The 17,987-nt window shown below is 60.9% G+C and carries 21 protein-coding genes; 15 read left to right on the forward strand and 6 right to left on the reverse strand.

Features of this window, described 5'->3' with window-relative positions; translation table 11 throughout:
- The first annotated feature begins 17 nt into the window (after positions 1–17).
- The 5 genes from ACVIGB_RS03715 to ACVIGB_RS03735 are packed head-to-tail and all read left to right on the forward strand — an operon-like array spanning position 18 to position 3,015.
- The gene (locus ACVIGB_RS03715; protein WP_456718084.1) at positions 18–368 is read left to right on the forward strand and encodes a hypothetical protein; all 351 of its coding nucleotides are present in this window, start codon (positions 18–20) and stop codon (positions 366–368) included.
- A complete protein-coding gene (locus tag ACVIGB_RS03720; protein ID WP_456718083.1) occupies positions 365–580 on the forward strand; it encodes a hypothetical protein in 216 nt (71 codons plus the stop codon). The genes ACVIGB_RS03715 and ACVIGB_RS03720 overlap by 4 nt, the downstream gene beginning before the upstream one ends.
- 13 nt (positions 581–593) lie before the next feature.
- Entirely contained in the window at positions 594–1,664 is a 1,071-nt protein-coding gene (locus ACVIGB_RS03725; RefSeq protein WP_456718082.1) for a hypothetical protein, read from the forward strand.
- Between the two features lie 17 nt (positions 1,665–1,681).
- Positions 1,682–2,446, forward strand: coding sequence for a hypothetical protein (locus ACVIGB_RS03730; protein WP_456718081.1), 765 nt, complete (start codon positions 1,682–1,684; stop codon positions 2,444–2,446).
- Positions 2,443–3,015 carry a DUF1643 domain-containing protein gene (locus ACVIGB_RS03735; protein ID WP_456718080.1) on the forward strand — a complete coding sequence of 191 codons (573 nt, stop codon included), beginning with the start codon at positions 2,443–2,445 and terminating at the stop codon, positions 3,013–3,015. The genes ACVIGB_RS03730 and ACVIGB_RS03735 overlap by 4 nt, the downstream gene beginning before the upstream one ends.
- Positions 3,016–3,017: 2 nt before the next feature.
- Here ACVIGB_RS03735 and ACVIGB_RS03740 read toward each other — a convergent pair whose 3' ends face one another.
- Both ACVIGB_RS03740 and ACVIGB_RS03745 read right to left on the reverse strand, forming a co-directional pair.
- The gene (locus ACVIGB_RS03740) at positions 3,018–3,374 is read right to left on the reverse strand and encodes a hypothetical protein (RefSeq protein ID WP_456718079.1); all 357 of its coding nucleotides are present in this window, start codon (positions 3,372–3,374) and stop codon (positions 3,018–3,020) included.
- 265 nt (positions 3,375–3,639) lie between these two features.
- Positions 3,640–4,029, reverse strand: coding sequence for a hypothetical protein (locus ACVIGB_RS03745; protein WP_456718078.1), 390 nt, complete (start codon positions 4,027–4,029; stop codon positions 3,640–3,642).
- A gap of 119 nt (positions 4,030–4,148) precedes the next feature.
- On the opposite strand from ACVIGB_RS03745, the gene ACVIGB_RS03750 reads away from it, so the two are divergent.
- Positions 4,149–4,991: a DNA/RNA non-specific endonuclease gene (locus ACVIGB_RS03750; RefSeq protein ID WP_456718077.1), complete on the forward strand. Its 843-nt coding sequence runs from the start codon at positions 4,149–4,151 to the stop codon at positions 4,989–4,991.
- A 52-nt stretch (positions 4,992–5,043) separates the two neighbouring features.
- On the opposite strand, the gene ACVIGB_RS03755 is transcribed toward ACVIGB_RS03750, so the two are convergent.
- Complete coding sequence (locus ACVIGB_RS03755) at positions 5,044–5,550, reverse strand: type 4 pilus major pilin (protein ID WP_456718076.1); 507 nt, start codon at positions 5,548–5,550, stop codon at positions 5,044–5,046.
- Between the two features lie 346 nt (positions 5,551–5,896).
- Between ACVIGB_RS03755 and ACVIGB_RS03760 the strand changes: the two genes are divergently transcribed.
- Positions 5,897–7,255 (forward strand): hypothetical protein, encoded by a 1,359-nt coding sequence (locus ACVIGB_RS03760; RefSeq protein ID WP_456718075.1) that lies wholly within the window; start codon positions 5,897–5,899, stop codon positions 7,253–7,255.
- Here ACVIGB_RS03760 and ACVIGB_RS03765 read toward each other — a convergent pair.
- Together ACVIGB_RS03765 and ACVIGB_RS03770 are read right to left on the reverse strand one after the other, a co-directional pair.
- Positions 7,247–8,263 (reverse strand): hypothetical protein, encoded by a 1,017-nt coding sequence (locus ACVIGB_RS03765; protein WP_456718074.1) that lies wholly within the window; start codon positions 8,261–8,263, stop codon positions 7,247–7,249. The two genes, ACVIGB_RS03760 and ACVIGB_RS03765, sit on opposite strands and share 9 nt — an antisense overlap.
- A complete protein-coding gene (locus ACVIGB_RS03770; RefSeq protein ID WP_456718073.1) occupies positions 8,260–9,291 on the reverse strand; it encodes a hypothetical protein in 1,032 nt (343 codons plus the stop codon). The genes ACVIGB_RS03765 and ACVIGB_RS03770 overlap by 4 nt, the downstream gene beginning before the upstream one ends.
- A gap of 108 nt (positions 9,292–9,399) precedes the next feature.
- On the opposite strand from ACVIGB_RS03770, the gene ACVIGB_RS03775 reads away from it, so the two are divergent.
- The 6 genes from ACVIGB_RS03775 to ACVIGB_RS03800 all read left to right on the forward strand — a co-directional run bounded on the left by ACVIGB_RS03775 (position 9,400) and on the right by ACVIGB_RS03800 (position 14,044).
- Entirely contained in the window at positions 9,400–10,329 is a 930-nt protein-coding gene (locus ACVIGB_RS03775; RefSeq protein ID WP_456718072.1) for a J domain-containing protein, read from the forward strand.
- An 83-nt stretch (positions 10,330–10,412) separates the two neighbouring features.
- Positions 10,413–10,937: a MarR family transcriptional regulator gene (locus ACVIGB_RS03780; protein ID WP_456718071.1), complete on the forward strand. Its 525-nt coding sequence runs from the start codon at positions 10,413–10,415 to the stop codon at positions 10,935–10,937.
- Positions 10,934–11,266 (forward strand): hypothetical protein, encoded by a 333-nt coding sequence (locus tag ACVIGB_RS03785; protein WP_456718070.1) that lies wholly within the window; start codon positions 10,934–10,936, stop codon positions 11,264–11,266. Before ACVIGB_RS03780 ends, ACVIGB_RS03785 begins: the two co-directional genes overlap by 4 nt.
- Before the next feature lie 15 nt (positions 11,267–11,281).
- Positions 11,282–11,722 (forward strand): hypothetical protein, encoded by a 441-nt coding sequence (locus ACVIGB_RS03790; protein ID WP_456749090.1) that lies wholly within the window; start codon positions 11,282–11,284, stop codon positions 11,720–11,722.
- A gap of 1,099 nt (positions 11,723–12,821) precedes the next feature.
- Positions 12,822–13,211 carry a hypothetical protein gene (locus tag ACVIGB_RS03795; protein WP_456718068.1) on the forward strand — a complete coding sequence of 130 codons (390 nt, stop codon included), beginning with the start codon at positions 12,822–12,824 and terminating at the stop codon, positions 13,209–13,211.
- 176 nt (positions 13,212–13,387) lie between these two features.
- A complete protein-coding gene (locus ACVIGB_RS03800; protein ID WP_456718067.1) occupies positions 13,388–14,044 on the forward strand; it encodes an alpha/beta hydrolase in 657 nt (218 codons plus the stop codon).
- 442 nt (positions 14,045–14,486) lie between these two features.
- Here the strand turns inward: ACVIGB_RS03800 and ACVIGB_RS03805 are convergent, their stop codons facing one another.
- Entirely contained in the window at positions 14,487–15,311 is an 825-nt protein-coding gene (locus tag ACVIGB_RS03805; protein ID WP_456718066.1) for a tlde1 domain-containing protein, read from the reverse strand.
- Between the two features lie 442 nt (positions 15,312–15,753).
- On the opposite strand from ACVIGB_RS03805, the gene ACVIGB_RS03810 reads away from it, so the two are divergent.
- Together ACVIGB_RS03810 and ACVIGB_RS03815 are read left to right on the forward strand one after the other, a co-directional pair.
- A complete protein-coding gene (locus ACVIGB_RS03810) occupies positions 15,754–16,245 on the forward strand; it encodes a hypothetical protein (RefSeq protein WP_456749091.1) in 492 nt (163 codons plus the stop codon).
- A gap of 127 nt (positions 16,246–16,372) precedes the next feature.
- On the forward strand, positions 16,373–17,923 hold the full coding sequence (locus tag ACVIGB_RS03815) for a stimulus-sensing domain-containing protein (RefSeq protein WP_456749092.1): 1,551 nt from the start codon (positions 16,373–16,375) through the stop codon (positions 17,921–17,923).
- The last annotated feature ends 64 nt before the right edge of the window (positions 17,924–17,987 follow it).

Consider the following 17,987-nt stretch of genomic DNA (forward strand, 5'->3'; position numbering starts at 1 on the left):
ATCGGAAGAACGAGACGATGGACACCGACCCCCTGGTCGAACTTGAGAACCTAGCAAGCCTGATGGCGCGCGGGCAGCTGACGCAGCCGCGCAAGACCGGCGCGCGCATCAACAAGATCGTGTCCGAACTGCGTGCCTCGAACAACCGCCACCGGCGGCAAGCCGCCTCCCTCGAAACCCTCGTTAAGAAAATCGCCTCGTTCCCGCTGGAAGACCAGAATGCCGTGAAGCGGGACGATGATGTCATCTATGCGCTCAACCTGTGGCGCCTCACGGTTGGCGACGTTCGCGAGGCCCGGAATGCCATTCTATCATCGGTCCCCGACGAGCAGCCGTCGGAGGACTCCGACCGGACTAACAGCCCATGACCGACGCCGAGCTCGCCGACTATTTGCACCTTTCGCCCGAGGAAGCAGCCGCCGTGCTGCCTCAGCTGACGACCGAGCGTCGCGCCGTCTATGCGCGAATGAAGCAGGTTGAGATCGAAGCTGCCCTTTGGGCGGACGGACTGGGACCCAAGCCATCTGGCGTGCTGATCGATACCGAACGTAGCGTGCGCCGACGGCGTGCCTGGAAATAACGGGGGGATCCCTATGCTAACTGAACCCGCGACCCTAAAGGAAGCCCTGGCTGAGATCGCTCGGCTGAAGGAGGCCAATGCGGACCTGCATTCGACCATGGACGCATGGTTCGTCATGTCAAAAAAGATCGAGGACGAGGTCACCTCTATCCTGATCGACGGCCTGGAAGGGTATCTGCGGACGAGCAGGAGCGGCGGCATGCCCACCAAGCTGTCCAATGCGGTTGAGGCTGTGCTGAAGGACTACTGCCGACTGTATGTGGGGAAGGCTCTCCTGCCCGTCCTGAGGGGACTCGCTTCGCCCGCTTCCGCATTCGACGAGGCAGATCGTCTGCTGCTTCTCCAGGCCCGGAACGTCCTCCGTGCTCTCAATAAGGAAAGACCGGATTGCGGCTACGGGACACTTGCCGAAGCCTGCGAACAGATCGCTCTTGCTCCGACGGATACCGAACGCACCCGGCAGGTGGCTGAGGCATTGTCGGAAATCGCAGCGAATCTGGTCGGCAGCAGCAAGCGTCCTGATGATCCCGCCATCACCTCCACCCTGAGAAATCTGGCGGACCTAAAGATTTCCCTCACGAACAAGAGCAAAGATCGTCGTCCGCGCGTCGCAACAGAAGACCTCACCAAGGATGCCGCTCACGTGATCGACCCCGACCTCGTCCGGCGCGCCGCGGAGATCCTGGACTGGCGGCGATCCGGCCTCCTGCACGGCGGCAGCGGCGGCGCCTTGCGCGAAATGGCTAGGCAGCTTGAAGAGCAGGGCATCAGCGACACGCACTCGCTCGGCGTCGCCGAACAGAACACCTACCGAGACGCCATGGCCGAGATCGTTCGTCTCGCCGATGTTCTGACCAAGGGCCCCGATCTCCCCCAGGTCATGTGGTGGAATGGCCGGATGGGACCTCCTGCCGGTTTGGCAGAAGCCCTGGAAGACTACGCGACCATCAAACCCGGCGCAGAGCGCGACAAGTGGGCGATGAAGGCTGCGGCGGAATGGATCCGCAAGGTCGTCGCCCTCCACGAGCCCGCCCGGCGGGAGACCGCCGAAGCCGCGCCGACCGACACTTCCCCAGCTCCGTGAACCACGAGGATCGACCAATGAGCCTGATACAGGATCTCGAACGTAAGGCCGTGCAATTTGCCGCGACATGGGCACGAGACGGCAGCGGCACGACCGCGGATATGATGGCTGCCTTTGCGGCAGAGATGCTGCGCGCCCAGGCGCGCAGCATCTCTGCCCTTTGGGATCAGGCCTTCAAGACTAAGGAACTGCTTGAGACGAACGCCGTCGACTTCACCGACGAATTCCGCGCCACCCTGGCGCAAGAGCTGAAGAACGCCCTTGCACCGACCACCGATTCTGGCGGCCCCGAATTGCAGGTGGTCGGTGATGAGACCTCTGCCGCCATTGTCCCGTTCCAGCGCGAAGAAGTCGTCTACCGTCCTGGCAAACCGTTCCGGCAGGAAGTGCGTGGCCCGGACGTCGCCCTTCACACCGTCTTTCCTATCGTAGAACATTTTCCCTTTGGTCTGCGCGTCAGGGCACTGGCGGTCGAGGAAACCGCCCAGCGGCAGATTGTCAGCGCCCTCAATGCACTCGCCTATTCGCCGCTCGCAAGCCCGGTCGGCGGCATGGACCTTTACATCATCGTCGGCGTCGACCAGGACGGCGATGCGAACTGGGACGTCACTCTGTCGCTTTCGTCCGCCGTCGCGCGCAAGCTTGAGATGGACGAAGTCTCTTACGAACCCAACAAGATATACTGCATCAAGGTCGACGAGCGAGAACTCATCGTCGCCCAAGTCGAACAGGCAGAACTCGCCGCGGCCATGCCGCCAGAAGAGGCCGCGCCGGCGCCGTGACACTCGATCTTTTCGGCCAACCGACAGCACACGACCCCGGCGGGAAGGTCCGCATCAAGCTGCCGCCCGGCACGGTCGGCGACGCCGAATTCTACGGCGATCGCGAGGAGTATAGGCTTTGGCTCTCCCGCTACTGGGGCGCGCCGGACGCCCGCTACGCTCTCTGGATCGGCATGAATCCGAGCACCGCCGATGCGCTCGTCGACGACCCCACCGTCTTCCGGGAGGTGACGTACACCCAGCGCATGCTGAAGCTCACGCGATACTTGAAATGCAACGTGATGGATCTACGGGTGACCCAATCCAAGGTCCTACGCAATCCACCCTATCCGGTCTGCAGCGATCGCAATCTGCCGACCATTATGCGGTTCGCCGCGGGCGCCGATCGCATCATCGTGTGCTACGGCAACCTGCATCCGAAACTGCAGGTCCACGCCGACGCCGCTGTCAAGGCGCTTCGCGATGCTGGCCACGACCTCTGGTGCCTCGGACTGACCGAGAAACACAAGCGCCCTCGCCACCCTCTGTACGTGAAGGGTGACACCGAGCTCGTACGGCTCGCGGCCTGAGCTCAGGCAGCGGGAGCCGCGGCTCTGGCAGGATCGGTAACGTCCCAATTCGCGAAGATCGTGGCTCGCCCCAACTCGAAATCCTCGAAGCTGATCGCCCCGTCATCGTGAACGTCGCAGCTCAAGATCTCCTCGCTATTGTCGACATCGAGAAACTCAAGGTCGCCGTCGACCACCATCTGCCACTGCTCCAGCATACTTTTGGCGACGGCCATCCTGGCCTCTTCCAGCGAGGCATAGACGAACGGCGAGTATGCCTCCATCGGATCAAGCACCTCGAGCGGCGCCTTGACCGGCACGAGCGCCCCGGTGTCCCAGGACTTCATGCGAATGAAACAGTGCACCGGGTAATCCGGCATGGTTCGTCTCCCTCAAGGATTCACAAGCAATTGTGCAGCCCCTCCCGGCATGGCGCAAAGGATAACCACTCTGACCGGACAAAGAAGAAGGGGCGTCCGCACCGAGCGTCCACCCCTTCTTCCCCTTCCGGGAGTAACTCGCCCCGCCCTTTCGGGCCCGGACGATCCTTTGCCGATATTTACCAGTTGCGAGACCCCTCGCGATGGCATTCCGGCGGGCCGGCGGCGGCGTCCCGCTCCGTCTGTTCTTCATCTTCGTCTCCTTTTAACGCATCCAAAGCGATGGCCCCGGTTTCAGGTCGAACTCCGAGAAGTACAACTTCGCCGGATCGAACTCGCGAAATGCGCGTTCGGCATCTGCTGCGAGTTCTGGCGCGTTCGCATACTCCTTACGGTAGTGCGCAGGGGTATAGCCCGAAGTCGCCTGCCGGCGAAACTCTTCGACAATCGGCCCTTCCGCCCGGCCGTGAAACCGCCAGCCGGTCTCATAATCCCAGAATGCTTTCGTGACGGTTACCTCGAAATCCTCTCCGTCGAGATCGAGGATGCAGGTCCCGCCGGAATCGTAGCTGGTGCATACCGTTCCGCTAGACGACAGGATGACCCGATCGCCGTCGCTGGCAGGGCTCTCGTAGCTTGGGTTCTCGTGGTTCACTTCAGCTCTCCGTCGACAGGTGTGGCAGCGATACCACGCTCTCTTGAAAACGATAACGCTCCCCGATTTCAAGGATTCGTTTACTTGCCGACAATTTGAGTTCCAGCAATGCTTCACCCATGTCGCCCGGTACCCAATTCCGTATCCTGCTTGTCGCCTCGATCGCGATCGCGTGCTTTGTCGCGGTCTGGAGCAGCGCATTCCGGGAGGATTCAGAGGCGACTTGCCCGTCCCATTTTGCCGACGGCCGGGCGCCGACGGCTGCGGACCAGAAGGCCTCCCGTTTCCTTTGCTTTAGCCAGTACGCCCTTCGTTATTCGGAGCGCTCGAAGACCCCGATGTGGTCGGCGGAACATCTGACCTCCACCAACGTCGAGTCCGGGCGCCGGCTGCCTCGCTACGATCGCTTCCACCCGGAGACCCGACTGTCCGCGCGCCATCGCTCCGAATTGTCCGATTACGTGCGCACCGGCTACGACCGCGGCCATATGACCCCCTTGCGGGACATGGCCACCCCTCAGGCGCAGGAAGAAAGCTATTCGCTGGCCAACATCGCGCCCCAGACACCCTGCCAAAATCAAGGCATCTGGGAGCGTTTGGAAGAGGCCACACGCGATCTCGCCCTAAAGCAAGGCGAACTCTACGTCGTCACCGGCCCCATCTATCTCGACACCGAGCCCTTGCGCCCGATCGGACGCGGGGTGCTGGTGCCGTCGGCGATCTTCAAGGCAATTTACGATCCGGTCACCGGCCGGGCAGGCGTTTACCTGTCGGCCAATGACGAAAGCGGAAGCTGGCGAACCATTTCGGTGGCCGAGTTGAATAAGATGTCGGGGATCGATGCATTCCCCGCACTGGGACGCGAAGCACGCGCGGAAGCGATGCCGTTACCCACGCCTCGGAAGCCTCGACGCAAGTGCACCTACCACTCCTCCGGGGAGATCCCCCAGTATGAACGCTAGGCCATCCTGTCGGGAGTCCATCGTCGTCCAAGGGATCCGAAACCCGGTCCCCTCAGTTGTAGAACCGCCACGAAAGCGTCCCCGGCGCGTTGCCGCAGGCTGCACTGGCCGTCGTACCGGTGGGGGCTGTGCCATCGGCAAAGTCGAAGACGGTATCGTTCACCACGATCTGACCGACCTGATGCCCGTAATACTTGGTCGAGAGGACCACGCAGGAATCCGCCGGCACCTCGGAAAACTTCACCTCAAAACCGGCGTCCGCAATGCTGTTCACGTCGATCGCGTTTACCGTGATGGTGCCGCCGAAGGTATTCTTGAGCCCGTCCGGACCGCTCACCATCTTGATCGGCACCATCTTCGTCCTTACGATCGTCGTATTGTCTAGATTCGAGAATTTCTGCCAGCCATAGAACCGACGGACACCCGTTTCGATCAAATGCATCTGATCGATGGCTTCGGCCGTCTTCTCGCTCGAATGCGCCTGGTTGTAGAGCAGCAGCGCGCCACCAATAACGATGGCCGCCACCCCGAGGGCCATTGCGGCCTCGATCAGTGACAAGCCTTGCTGCCTCTGCCTACCTTTTTGTCGACCAACCGCCATCCCGGCCCCACCACTACGTACCTTGCCCAAATTTCGTCTAAGTTTGGAAAGACGTCAACGCAGCACTCAGTTCCGTCCCAAACTTCCCCGTTGTTCCCCCATTATTCTAATCCTTGACTGGTGCTGACCCCGGTTTTGGCTTGCAGCTCTCCGCTCACGCCTTCATAACCATCGTCGGGGCCTAAAGCCGCTCCTGCCGCCCGCACGGCAAAGTCATTCTGACAGGTCCGTCTGACATTTCTTCTACCTCAGTCTTTCATCCCCATCCGGGGTCTTGCGGGCGGACCTTCTACGGAGACGGGATATGCGCATCCACTTCACCAACACGATCAGGCCGAAACTCGTCGCTCGCGCGCTGCAGAAGGCGTTTGCCGCACGTGGCCGCCCGACCAAGCTCATGCAGTGCCAGGAAATTACCGCCCAGCTGTTCGGGTACCCCTGCTGGTCGGACCTCCTGAAACTCCATGCAAGCCGGGCGCCGAGCCTCGATGACGCGGATGCTCCCAGTCAAAAAAGTTTCCGCCGTCAGCATTACTGGGAGGTACTTCAGAAACATGTGACGGACGCCAACGCGATCGGCGACATCCTCGACGAGATCAAACCGACCGACCGGACATCGACCACGCCCGATCATCTGCCGAAGGTGCTCGCCGAGGCGTTCGAGACCGACAAAGATGGCAAGCGCATCCGCTCGCTTGGCATGCAGGACCTCACCTGGCAGGTCATCTCCATCATGTGTCCCCACTCCTGGTCCAAAATCCTGCCATTCCCGGAACGGCCTACGGTCTACTCCCTCTCGAACGGCTTGTCAGAAGCGGCTCGCATATGCGGCATGGATGGACGCCTGGCTCTTCCGGGTCTTCGCCAGAAGGTCGACGATTTCCTCGTGGCCATAGGCTCGAGCGCGGCACTTCCTTTGTTTCGCCGGCGAATGGACGACGTCTCGCAGGCGCGATGGGGACTGGAGGGGGCACGCAAGGAAGAGCGGCTGGTCGCACACGCTGCGTTTTCGACCGACGAACGCGCCTACACCATGTTCTACAGCGATCACGCCGAGCACGAATACCGCAGCGAACTCGACGACATGTTCGACGGCTGGGGATGGGACGAGTACGAAAAGGCCCACCCGAGGCCGCCCTATGCGGAGCGGGAAGCATACGATACGTGGAACGAAGCCTACACAGCCTGGGTTGCGGCAAACGCTCCGCCGTTCGTGTTCGCCACCAAGCCGGAGCCCTGGGGCGGCCTTAGCGCCGCGGAAATCCGCGACTGGGCAAATGACAGCGACAGGGCTCCGGACGCGAGCGAACTCGCCTCGAGCTCGCTCGAAGAGCACTATGAGGATGCTTACGACGACATCGTGGATATCGACCAGCTCTGTGCAATCGTCGACGCGTGGTATCCGCACGCCGACAAGGGCGACGAAATTGACAGGGGCCTGGAGGCCAAGGTCGCCGAGTGGAATAAGCGGCAGCACATCTGCAGCTATTATCCTGACCACGGAACGATCCTGCCGGCCTTCGACGGCAAGACCAAGGACGACGCGATCGCCTGGTGCCGGGCTAACGTCGAGGAACGCCTGCAGCGCCTAATCGCGCTCAGCAGCTGGGATCCGCCAGTCCTCGAGTCCGAGGCAGCGCCCGCCGCCGAAACGCTAGGGTAATGCCAGGGCGCTCAAGGCGGCAATCTCGTCGTCCTTGAGCGCCCGATCAGCCCCAGCGGACGCAGCCCAACTCGACAGCCTGCCCGCAAGCACCGGAAAGAGGGCCTCACGGACGAGGTCCGCGGTCGTCGATCGACCGCTGTAAGACATCAGCTGATGGGCGGCTGCCAGCACCGCGGTCGGATCGTTCCCGTAATTATCAATGGCGCCGAACAGCTCCGCGACTTTCCCCCGTGTGGGATCCTTGTCGAGCATGAACGAAGACAGCTCGCGCTCCCGTTGCTCAGGACGGAGACGGAACGAGATGATTCCGGCCATGGCACGATGCGGATCAAATGAGAGTAGATCCGGCCGGACGACTTCAATGGATGCCGCGAACTTAGGCGCGCGCCGACCGTACTTGCGCGCGAGCGCCGCGGCGTATTCGACTGCCGCCGCTACGTCATCAAGGCGGAAGCAAGCGGCGTCCATCAGATGCCTTAACCGACACATGACGTGAATTTTCACATCACCTGCGACACTAAGCCCCTTGGTGTAGACGGCCAGGCATGGCTCCGGGACCGCCTCCCAAATCGAGCCTTCGATCACACGCATCCGTGATGCCAGGAGGCGCGCGAAGCCTGCCCTCAGATCCCGCTCCGAAGAGCTCACCCTGAAGTCATCCGTGAGCTTCCCGACCACGAAAGGGCAATACGGAAGTCCGTCGTCTGCCGACCGAAGCGGGTACGCAAGCCACTTCCTGCGCTTGCGTTTGTCGCCAAGTAGCGCTGAAAATTGCTCCACCGAAAGGCCGCGCCCGCCCGGCCCAGCGACCGGCATCAGAAAGCCGTCCTCGCTGCGGCGAAAGGGCTTGCCATCCACGATTGCGACCAGCTGGGCGCTCTTATCGTCAGCGGGCACCAGCTCTACCGTCACGATGTCAGCGAAGACCCGCGGCACCGTTGCGCGCTTTCCCTTTGGAACGCCTTCCACCTTGTAAGCAAAGGGCAGATCGATGAAGCGGCTCATGGCGCAGCCACGGCTACCGGCGCCGGATCGAGCGCCCTTTGCGCTTGGGCAAACAATCGCGGAGCCCCCGCCTCCACGCAGGCCATCATATCGTCGAAATAGATGACATCGCGGCCACCGTTTGTGCAGTGATAGTCACCACCGCCCTGTAGACGATATGTCCGATAGCCGAAATGAAAGTAGCGCATCCCGATCGGCGCTTGTGGATCGGCGACAACAGCCACGGCCGCCCGGAACAACTTCGCAAATTCGGTGAATGACATCGATCTGTTGTCGTCTGTCTCGGCCCTTCGTCCCTGGATCCTGAATCTGACGCGCGGAAAGTGTTGCTCCCGCGGCTGGTGTTGCAAGGATACGCGCTCCCCGCGCAGCCAAAGCCGAAGCTCTTCGCCGGCGGCAATCGGCTCCTGCTGCTCCCTCTCAATGTGCTGGCGGCGCTGACCCCACGCCTCGCCCTTCTTCAGGGAGTCGAGCTCCGATTTGCGCGTAGCGGCCTCAAATGAGGCATTCGCGCGGGCCTCAAAGGCAGCAAGAGACGCCTGCGGCGGCCAATTCAGCCCAAATGCCTTGGCGAGTGTTTGGTGCATTCTGAGCTTGCTGGCGATGATTTTCAGACGACTGGCCTGTGCCCAGGAGACCGGTTCGTAGCGATCGATGTCCGCGAGCCTGGTCGCGATTTCCTTCTCAAGCCGCTTGCGCAATCCCGAGAGGTGGCTCTTGGTCACCTTGGCGTAGATCGTCTGAAAATCAGCGACATCGTTAATCGCAACGATTGTCGCTCCGACCGCCTCGGCTGCCGCCCGCGCAAAACTGATCTGCCCTGCTGTCGTCTGCGACGGACGATACTCGTCGATGAGCGCGAAACGGGAACCGTCCGGCGCGCGAAACAACACCCCCATCGGGAAACCGTAGGAGCGGATGACCCCATCCGAGAACCGCACCTTGCGGTTCGGCGTCCGCCCCTCGGGCTGGGCATCAGCCGCCCACGCCGCGGCAACGTCCTCCGCACACGAAAACACGGTCTTCACCTCAACCAAACTCCGTTTCACGCCTTCCACAGCGGCGATTTAACCAATCCTTGCACGCTATCTGGGCCGTCTGCATGCTGCAAAATCCTTAGAGCCGTCGAAAGTCCAATGTCCCGCCTAATCCGCAAGCTATCCGCACTATTCCTGTCGGCCGTGTGGATTGTCGGGCTGTTCGCATTCATCGCCCAGCCCGGGATTGCCATCATCATCGCTTGGATTGTCGCAGAAATGGCCGCCTACGACGGCGACATCCATTCTTTCGATGCCTTTGAACTGGATCGCAAGGAAGACGCCGAACTCCGCAGGCTCACTCGCGAGGCGGCAGACATCACCGAGTCGCTCGCCGCGATCGACGCCGCCGGCCAGCAGAGCCCTGAGAGCGCGCAACTGGGGGAGAGGTATCTTCAACTTCAAAGCCGGATCATGACCCTGACTGAACGCCCTCCGGCCCGACTACGACGCTGGTCGTTCCGGCGAGCCGGCCGTTTCGCGCTTCGCCTGACGCTCCTGGTCGGCGTCATCTTCGGCGGTGCCCTGATCTATGGGGTTACCGAGGGCCAGCTGCCGTTGGCTGACGGACGCCGGTATTTCGACGTGTTCCTATACGTTTGGTCCGCCACAGCCCTGCCCTACGCACTTGGCCGTCGCAGGCAGTCCTATGAAACCTCGCTTGGTGACGTCGATGCGTTCCAGGCCCACTGGGATATTCATGAGGAGACCATAGACGCCCACGTCAACACCCTGCTGCGCGAGCGACAATTCGCCCGCCACGCTCCGCCCGGTACTCCCCCTCCTCCGGATCCTCCGCCGCCGAGCGACGAACCGCCGGTCCCCTTCGCTCGACCAAAACGGCCCTGGCATGTCGTGCTGGAAGTCGACCGCGACGCAGATGATGAGACCATTCATCGGGCCTACTTGAAGCAGATGAAACTCTATCACCCCGATCGCACGCGGAGCCTCGGACAGGAACTTCAGACGCTCGCCGAGGTGATCAGCAAGGAGATCAGCGAAGCCTATGAGGAAACCAAGTCTCGCTAGCCCCTGATTCAAGGCGGGAAATCCGGTGAAAAGTCGAAGCATCCGGCTTCACGATCGACGCGGGCACGCGCAAGGATTCCGTCATGTACAAGAATAGCCGTCGAGAACATCCGCACCTCGTCAAAGCCGAGGCTCTCCTCAGCTCAAGGATTCGTGGGCTTTTTGCCGACAATCCGGATACCACCTTTGACGCTGACGACGTCGCGATTCTGCTGGACGTTCCCAACGTGCAAAATGTTCGGACCGCCCTGACTCGCTTGTTCCAAGACGGCAATGCCTTATGTGTGGCCGAAGGCCTCTACCGAAATAAGACCGAGCCCCCGCAACAACCGCCGACCCCGCTTGAGAAGCTCGTTCTCGACCACCTTGCAGACTATCCAGATCTGCGGAAATTTGAGATCGCAGCGGCCCTCGGCAGGGGACGCGGGGTCATCAACCGAGCAGTGACCTCGCTCGTTGAGAAAGGCCATCTGCGTGGCCAGAACGGGCGCTTCCGGCTCTTGGACGCGTCGTCGTCTATTCCGCAATCCGGGGACGGAGTTTTTGGACTTGCAACAGGGCTTGCTAGGTTGATCGACACGCCCTCTTCTCTGGATTTCCCCGAATGATTGCCGATACGTCTGCTCCTACGCTCCTCTACGTCAAAGTCGAGGGTGATCCGACGCATTACAACGATGGCCACATCGCGTCGAACTACCTGTTCGAGATCAATGGCGACGTGGATCCGGTGGTCCATGGCGACGCCGCAATGGGGCTCTTTCACTCCTTCGTGTCGGTATCCAAACTCAACGACTTCACGTTCCGTGTGTTCGACACAACCGGCGCCGAGCTCGATCACACAAACAATCCGAAGGAACAGTGCGCCTACATGAACAGCGGTGATCTGTTCGGCCCGGTGGAATGTCTCCCCTTTGAAATTCAGGCACCCCGCCTCTGATCCTGGAGCAGTAAAATGTCCGCATTGTCACGACTGCGCAATCTCGCCAAGTCCTGGCTGAATGGCGCAAATGATGTCACCCTCTCCATTCCGATGTTCGACTGGCGCATCGGTGACGATGCAGACGAACAGGACGAATTGACCGAGGCGCAGCGGCAGGTACGCAACGTGTCCATCACCCAGCTTGGCAGCTCCCAGCTGCTGCTGCAGGTCGACAATCCCGATGGCACCAGACACCTGGTCGGCTTCGAGCTCGATCGTGGCAACTTCCGGATTTTGACGTACGCCAATGACAGCGACGAAGTCGACGCTATCATCAGCCTGACCTCTGAGGGCACTCATGTCGCCGCCGGCAGCGAGGACCAAAATTTTCTTGTGAGTGCCGAGAAGGATCTCCTCCGTTACGGCGGTCCGGCACCTGGCTCCTTTGCGAACATCCCGTCGATCAAGCCGTAATCGTCCAATTTATCCTTGCTTGTCCGTGCATGCTGCAGCCCCCGGCGACAGCAATAACACCCCCCTCCCTACAACAAGTTGATCTCGTCGGGGTAAAGTAGGTCCCTTAGTCCAGAAGACAGAAAGCCCGCCGGAAACGGCGGGCTTTTCGCTTGATAAGCTGGATGCGCATCGAGGCGACCAGTTGGGCCTCCCCCGCGGGCTGCAGGGAGGAAGTGTAACCGGACGAAGCGGTCGCTCTCCACCGGAAAGATGGTCGCTGGCGTTGACACGGAACCTGAGGCCTGAATCGATGTGGTCTTGGCATCGAGCCAGGAAAGAACCTCGTGTGGATTTGTTGGATTTACAAGGACGGAGAAGCTGAAAGCCCTTCGGTTACGGACGGTAAGCTGATCAACTTGATTCAGGACGGAGTTCTGTCCCGATTGTCAGAAATCCGTCCTGCCGCTGGTGGCGAATGGCAAACGATCGAGAGCTCGGAATTCAGGCAGTTCTTACCAGGAGAGCGGTCTTCCGATTGTTCGGCTGCCGACTCTAAGACTGATACGGCTCCAAGCGTGAAGCGCGATTTAGCGCTGATTAAAGGTGGATGCCTTATCCTGTTCTGTGCCTTGTTTTTCGGATCGGGTTTCCTGATGTTGGCAGCGTTCGCGAACCATGGGTATGTGTTATACGTTATCTTCTGGCTGTTAGGTGCGCGATAATTGTCCTACTGGGAGGAACGGTCGCGCATTTCTTGGATCGTGCTCGGCTGGCTGCGCCATTCTGTAGATGCGCTCTGCTCGCAGGAATCTTAGCAGGCGTTTTATGTTCAGTGCTCGCCGTTTAGGCGGTTGTCTTGCATCGTCCTGAGCAGGTTTTTTGGTAGTTTGGCGACGTGCTAGAGGGCTCTTTATGCACTCGTCGCCGCAGCCCGTGGGCAAGTAGGTTCCCCTAGCCCTGAAGCGATAAAAACCCCGCTGGCGACGGTAGGGCTTTCCTTTGAGCACTCAGTCGACACGCCTCCTGACCCCAGAGCAGCCTATATCGTCTTTCTCGGGGTCGGCTTGACTGTTTTCCCGCTTCATGAGTCGATCGCTCCAACACAGGGCCAATCTCGATGCAGAAACAGCAACTCGACTTCTCATCACTCGTCAACGCCGCTCAAGCCGGCATTGCCAAAATGATTGCCTCTTTCGTCCTGGCAATGGCATTCGCCGCGGCGGTCCGCTTCCTATTGAAGCTGGGCGGCCGGCACCTCGATGCCTTGGGCCGATTTCTTTTCATGACGGTCTTCGGGTTCACCATGATCGGCTTACTGTACGTCGCGTTCGCGCTCGATACGGCTCAGCCGCCCGGCCAGCAGGACGTCTTTGGCCCATTCGTGATGCTTGCAGCCTTTGCCGCGGGAATCTTCGGGGCTGTGGCTATGGGATTGGCCGTGCTGGTTAAAGGTGATCCTCCGGCAGCAACAGCCCGCCACGGGCGGCGGACTCCCGGAGCTCGCTAAAGCTATGCGGCGCTTTCCTGCGATGGCTTGCTCGATGGTCCATTGCCCTCTTCTTGACCTGGGCACTGCTTGTCGGCGGCCTATACGTGTTTCAGCGAGATCTTCTTTTCCCGGCCCCCTCTACGTTGAGGCAGCTGGCCTCAGTGTCAGGACTGTCGAACCTACAGGACGTCACCTTGACCACCAAGGATGGTGAGCGCCTTGTTGCCTGGTACGCACCCGCCCGCGAGGGCTGTCCGCTCATCGTCTTTTTGCATGGTAACAACGAGACGATCTCGCAGGAGACGGGTCGTTTTACGCGGATTACCGAGGCCTGTTTTGGACTCCTTGCGGTTGACTATCGAGGATATGGAGGCTCATCCGGACATCCGACCGAAGCAGGGCTGATCGAGGATGCGCACGCGGCATATCGCTACGCCGCCGAACAGGTCGGCCCTGGCCGGGTGGTGATGTGGGGCTACTCCCTCGGCACCGGTCCGGCGGTCGCCGTGGCGGCTGACAGCTCAATTGCGGGGCTGGTGCTCGAGGCACCCTTTAGCTCCCTGGCGGACGTGGCTGCCGATGATTACCCCTTCGTGCCCGTCAGGCTGCTTATGAAGGACCCGATGCACTCGATTGACCGGGTTAGCAGTGTGAGGGCTCCGGTATTCATTATGCATGGCGGCAACGATCAGGTGATCCCGATCCGGTTCGGGAGGCGCCTCTACGAGGCGATCCCAGGATCAAAGATATTCAAGGAATACCCGGATGCCAGTCATATTGATGTCGGTGCATTCGGTCTGAGGGACGCGTTCGCCTTCCTAAAGTCTAGTGCAGTCCTTCCCTCGCCCTAGCGGTTAGGCGTATTGCCGCCCGCCGCATCCGCGTCTCAACGCGGATCCCGAGGCCGTCATCCAGCGACATCACGGCGCGACGGCTCGGCAAGGCGCCGGCGGCGCGGGCATCTTTCCCGGCCCATCGGGACCCGCCGGTCGAAGCAAACCAGTTCGGAAAAACGTCAATGCGCCGGCGGATCAACACGATAATCCGTATAGCCGAAACATTGGTCCGGGGCGTGGGACTCGAACCCGACCCGTGAACAGCCGTCCGCTGCCAATCTAAGGGGGTATAAACCCCTCCCGCACACCCGTGCTGCCCCGGAAAATCAGGGGCGCGATATCAGGTGATGTGAACGCGAGAGGACCATAACTACAACCTAGCATGCCGCGGTCATCCCGTCCAACGGGACGTCCGGCTACGCAGGGGAAAAAGCAAACGCGCCGTCGAACTCGATACTCAACCCAGCTTGGCTACCACAACCAACCGCTTGATCTCGCCGTTCTGATAGGCTCGCAAGAATGCCGCGTAATCCTTGATCGAGACGCATCCGTTCGAATCGCCGCGGACACCCAGCATGTAACTGTGGGCCAACAGCCCGACACGCCCATGGATCTTGTCCTCCCCGCCGACCGGATTGAGACGGATCGCCTGGACACCGTGGAAGAGGCTCTCCCGCAGCGTCAGATCGTAGGCATGCGGTGGGGTGACCCCGCGCATCCTCAGCCTCTCTGAACTCGGATTATCCAAGTGCTCGCCAAGACCGGAATGCGCCTCGAGCTTAATTCCGTTCGGCAAATACACCGTCTTGGCCGAGATGTCGTAGACCGCGGTCTCACGATCATAAAGCGACGACGGGGCCAGCTTGACGTCGACATTCGCCGCGGGGTCCGCCGACGCATAGGCCATCATGGTGCCCGATCCCATCTTGCCGAAGAGCTTTTCGAAGATGCTTGGCTCCTCCTTCGGAGGTTCCGGACGCCAGGTCGAAGCAACGCTCATCGGCGCCGGCGCTTTGCGCTGCCGCGCCTCAACTACCGGTCGTTTGATTGGCAAGGGCACCGAGGCATGCCGCTTGGGTGCGGCAGCCATTACGCTCTCGACCGCTGGCGCCTCGGCAGCGACCTGCTCCGGCGTCGCCGGCGCCGTGGCAACGTCTTGTGCCACCGTTTGCGGAAAAGCAGACGCAAAACGGTCCGAAAACGCAACGACCGGGGGCGGCGCGAGAGTTGGTAGCGGGAGGACAAAGCGCTCATCGAAGGAAAGCTGGTCGTCAACCAGCACGACGGCCGGCGGCTCGGGTTCCAGAGCGTCCCCAGAGAACCAGGCGGTCCAAAGTCCGCAGGCGCCGAAAATGGCGATGAGGGTCAGACCAAGCCGATGGACTGGGACCCGCGCCTGCCCCGCCGTGTCCCGTTGCCGTCCAAGGATTCGTTCCCCGCAGCCAACTCGTCAACTTTCACTTACAGACTCCGAAAACACCGTTACTTAGCCGGCCAGGACTGCATTCGGCCTGAATGCCGCAGTCCAGTTCTTTTTCATCCTAACAGCGGGCTCTCCACACTTTCCCCCGATCGCTTGGTTAAGGTGTTGGGATTGTCCGGAGCCATCCACCAACGAGTTATCGAATCCTTTGCCAGCCCGACTGACCAGAGCTACTGTTCCGATCATTTTTAGAGGTTATCCATGTCCCACTCGCCGCTCAATCACCAAGTCCCTGGCAGCCATGGCCGCCGTAGCAGCTCTGCCGATCCCGGCGCTCGCCCGTGGTTCGGACCTTTCGCCGTCCCATGGCGGACGTGCGCTTTGGAGGCCCGAAGCCGCCGATCACGCGCAGGCGAGCGTCGTCTCCCGCTACATCGACAGGATCCTCGCGACGGGAAAGATCGGCCTGTCACATTCCGATGCGTATTACCTTCCGATGTACCTCGAGGCGCGCGCGCCGACATTTATGATTGGATTGGGCGACGTGACGGACACTAAGACGGCCAAAACCGAGAGCGGCACGGGCCTGTCCGTTGCGATCTTCGATCGTCTCAAGATCGTGGCGCCCGGGCTCTACCATCGTACCGAAAGTGCCGAGAACGGCTTCGCGGTTCGCTGGCCTCATGTTGACGACGAATTTCTGAAGCTTCACGCCGACCGTGTTCGGGTCGATCACGAGCAGATCATTGCCTGGCTCGACGCGGCAAGGAACTTCCATAATCCGATGATCTAAAGGACGCGTCGTGCTTGACCGAGTGCCGAGCGCAGCGATCGAGTCGGACTACGTGGAAGCTCCGATTGCGCTTCCACGTAGTCCGACTGCGAAAACCCGGTCGTCCAGGCGCCATCCCGCAATCGAGGTGGCTTCCGAACTCTGGACGCTCGCAAAGCGCTTCAGCGCCTCCAGCCTCACGCGCCGCATCGTCGCACTCAATCTGGCAGGCCTTTTCGTGCTCGTCGGAAGCCTGATGTACTTGTCGCAGTTTCGTGCGGGCTTGATCGACGCCCGCATTCATAGCCTGCGCATCCACGGCGAAATCATCGCAGATGCAGTCGCCGCAAGTTCCGATCCCCAGCCCTATCTCTTGCTCCGTCGCCTGGTCGCTCCAACCCAGACCCGGGCCCGGCTTTACAGCTCGAGCGGATCGCTCCTGCTGGATACACTTCCGCTGACCGCCGATGCCCGGACTGCCGCGGAGAACTACGCAAGGGGGCCCAGGCCGCTGGACATCCTGCTCCCCTTCCGCCGCCTCTTCGCGAGCGGCAACCTGCCTCGATATGAAGAATTGGGTCCCACCGAGGGACGACGCTATCAGGAGGTCTCGCTTGCACTTGCAGGCCAGGAAGCCACGTTTGTGCGAATGGATGAACGCCTGAACGTGGTGGTTTCGGTCGCAATTCCGATCCAGCGCAAGGGCGGCGGCAAGCCGATCGCGCTCCTGCTTTCAACCCAGGGCACCGACATCGACGCCATGGTGGAAAACGAGCGGGTTGCCGTCACCAAGGTCTTCGCCATCACACTGATCGTCATGCTGACGCTATCGGTTCTGCTCGCGCGCAGCATCGGCGAACCGGTCAGGCGTCTTGCAGCGGTGGCGAAGCGCGTTCGCAAGCGCGCAAATAACCGGATCGAAATCCCCGATTTCACGGGTCGCCACGACGAGATCGGCGAGCTGTCGGACGCCCTGCGCGACATGACCGCCTCCCTTTACGACCGCATCGAGGCGATCGAGCGTTTCGCGGCCGACGTCGCTCATGAATTGAAGAATCCGCTCACCTCTCTGCGGTCCGCCGTCGAGACTTTGCCGCTCGCGCGCAACGATGAGAGCCGAGGCCGATTGCTCGAGGTCATTCTGCACGACGTCCGCCGGCTCGACCGCCTCATCTCCGACATTTCCGACGCAAGCCGGCTGGATGCCGAAATGCAACGCCTCGATGGCGGCCACGTTGACATCGCAATCTTGCTCGAAACCATCGTGGAAATCTCGAACTCGGTGAAGAACCCCGATAAGGTGAAGGTTGAGCTTTCGCTGTCTCGCCGCGGCGGACTGATCATCCCCGGCCACGATTCCCGGATCGGCCAGGTCATTACGAATCTCGTAGACAACGCAAAGTCCTTCTCTCCAGAGGAAGGCTGTGTTCGCGTAACCGCGGCGCGGCGCGGCGCGAAGCTCGTCATAACTGTTGACGACGATGGCCCCGGCGTTCCGGAAGACGCTTTCGAGAAGATCTTCCAGCGCTTCTACACCGATCGACCCAACCACGGATTCGGAAATAATTCCGGCCTCGGCCTTTCGATCTCGAAGCAGATCGTCGAAGCCCACGGCGGCACCATCGTTCCGGAGAACCGCACGGATCGGCACGGCTCAATCGCCGGCGCAAGATTCACCGTCATTCTGCCCGCCGCCTGACAATTTCCGAGCTTCTGCAAGCTGAATTCAGAGTGTCCCATTCCGACCACTCGATATCGACTAA

This window comes from Bradyrhizobium sp. USDA 4341, assembly GCF_054063755.1.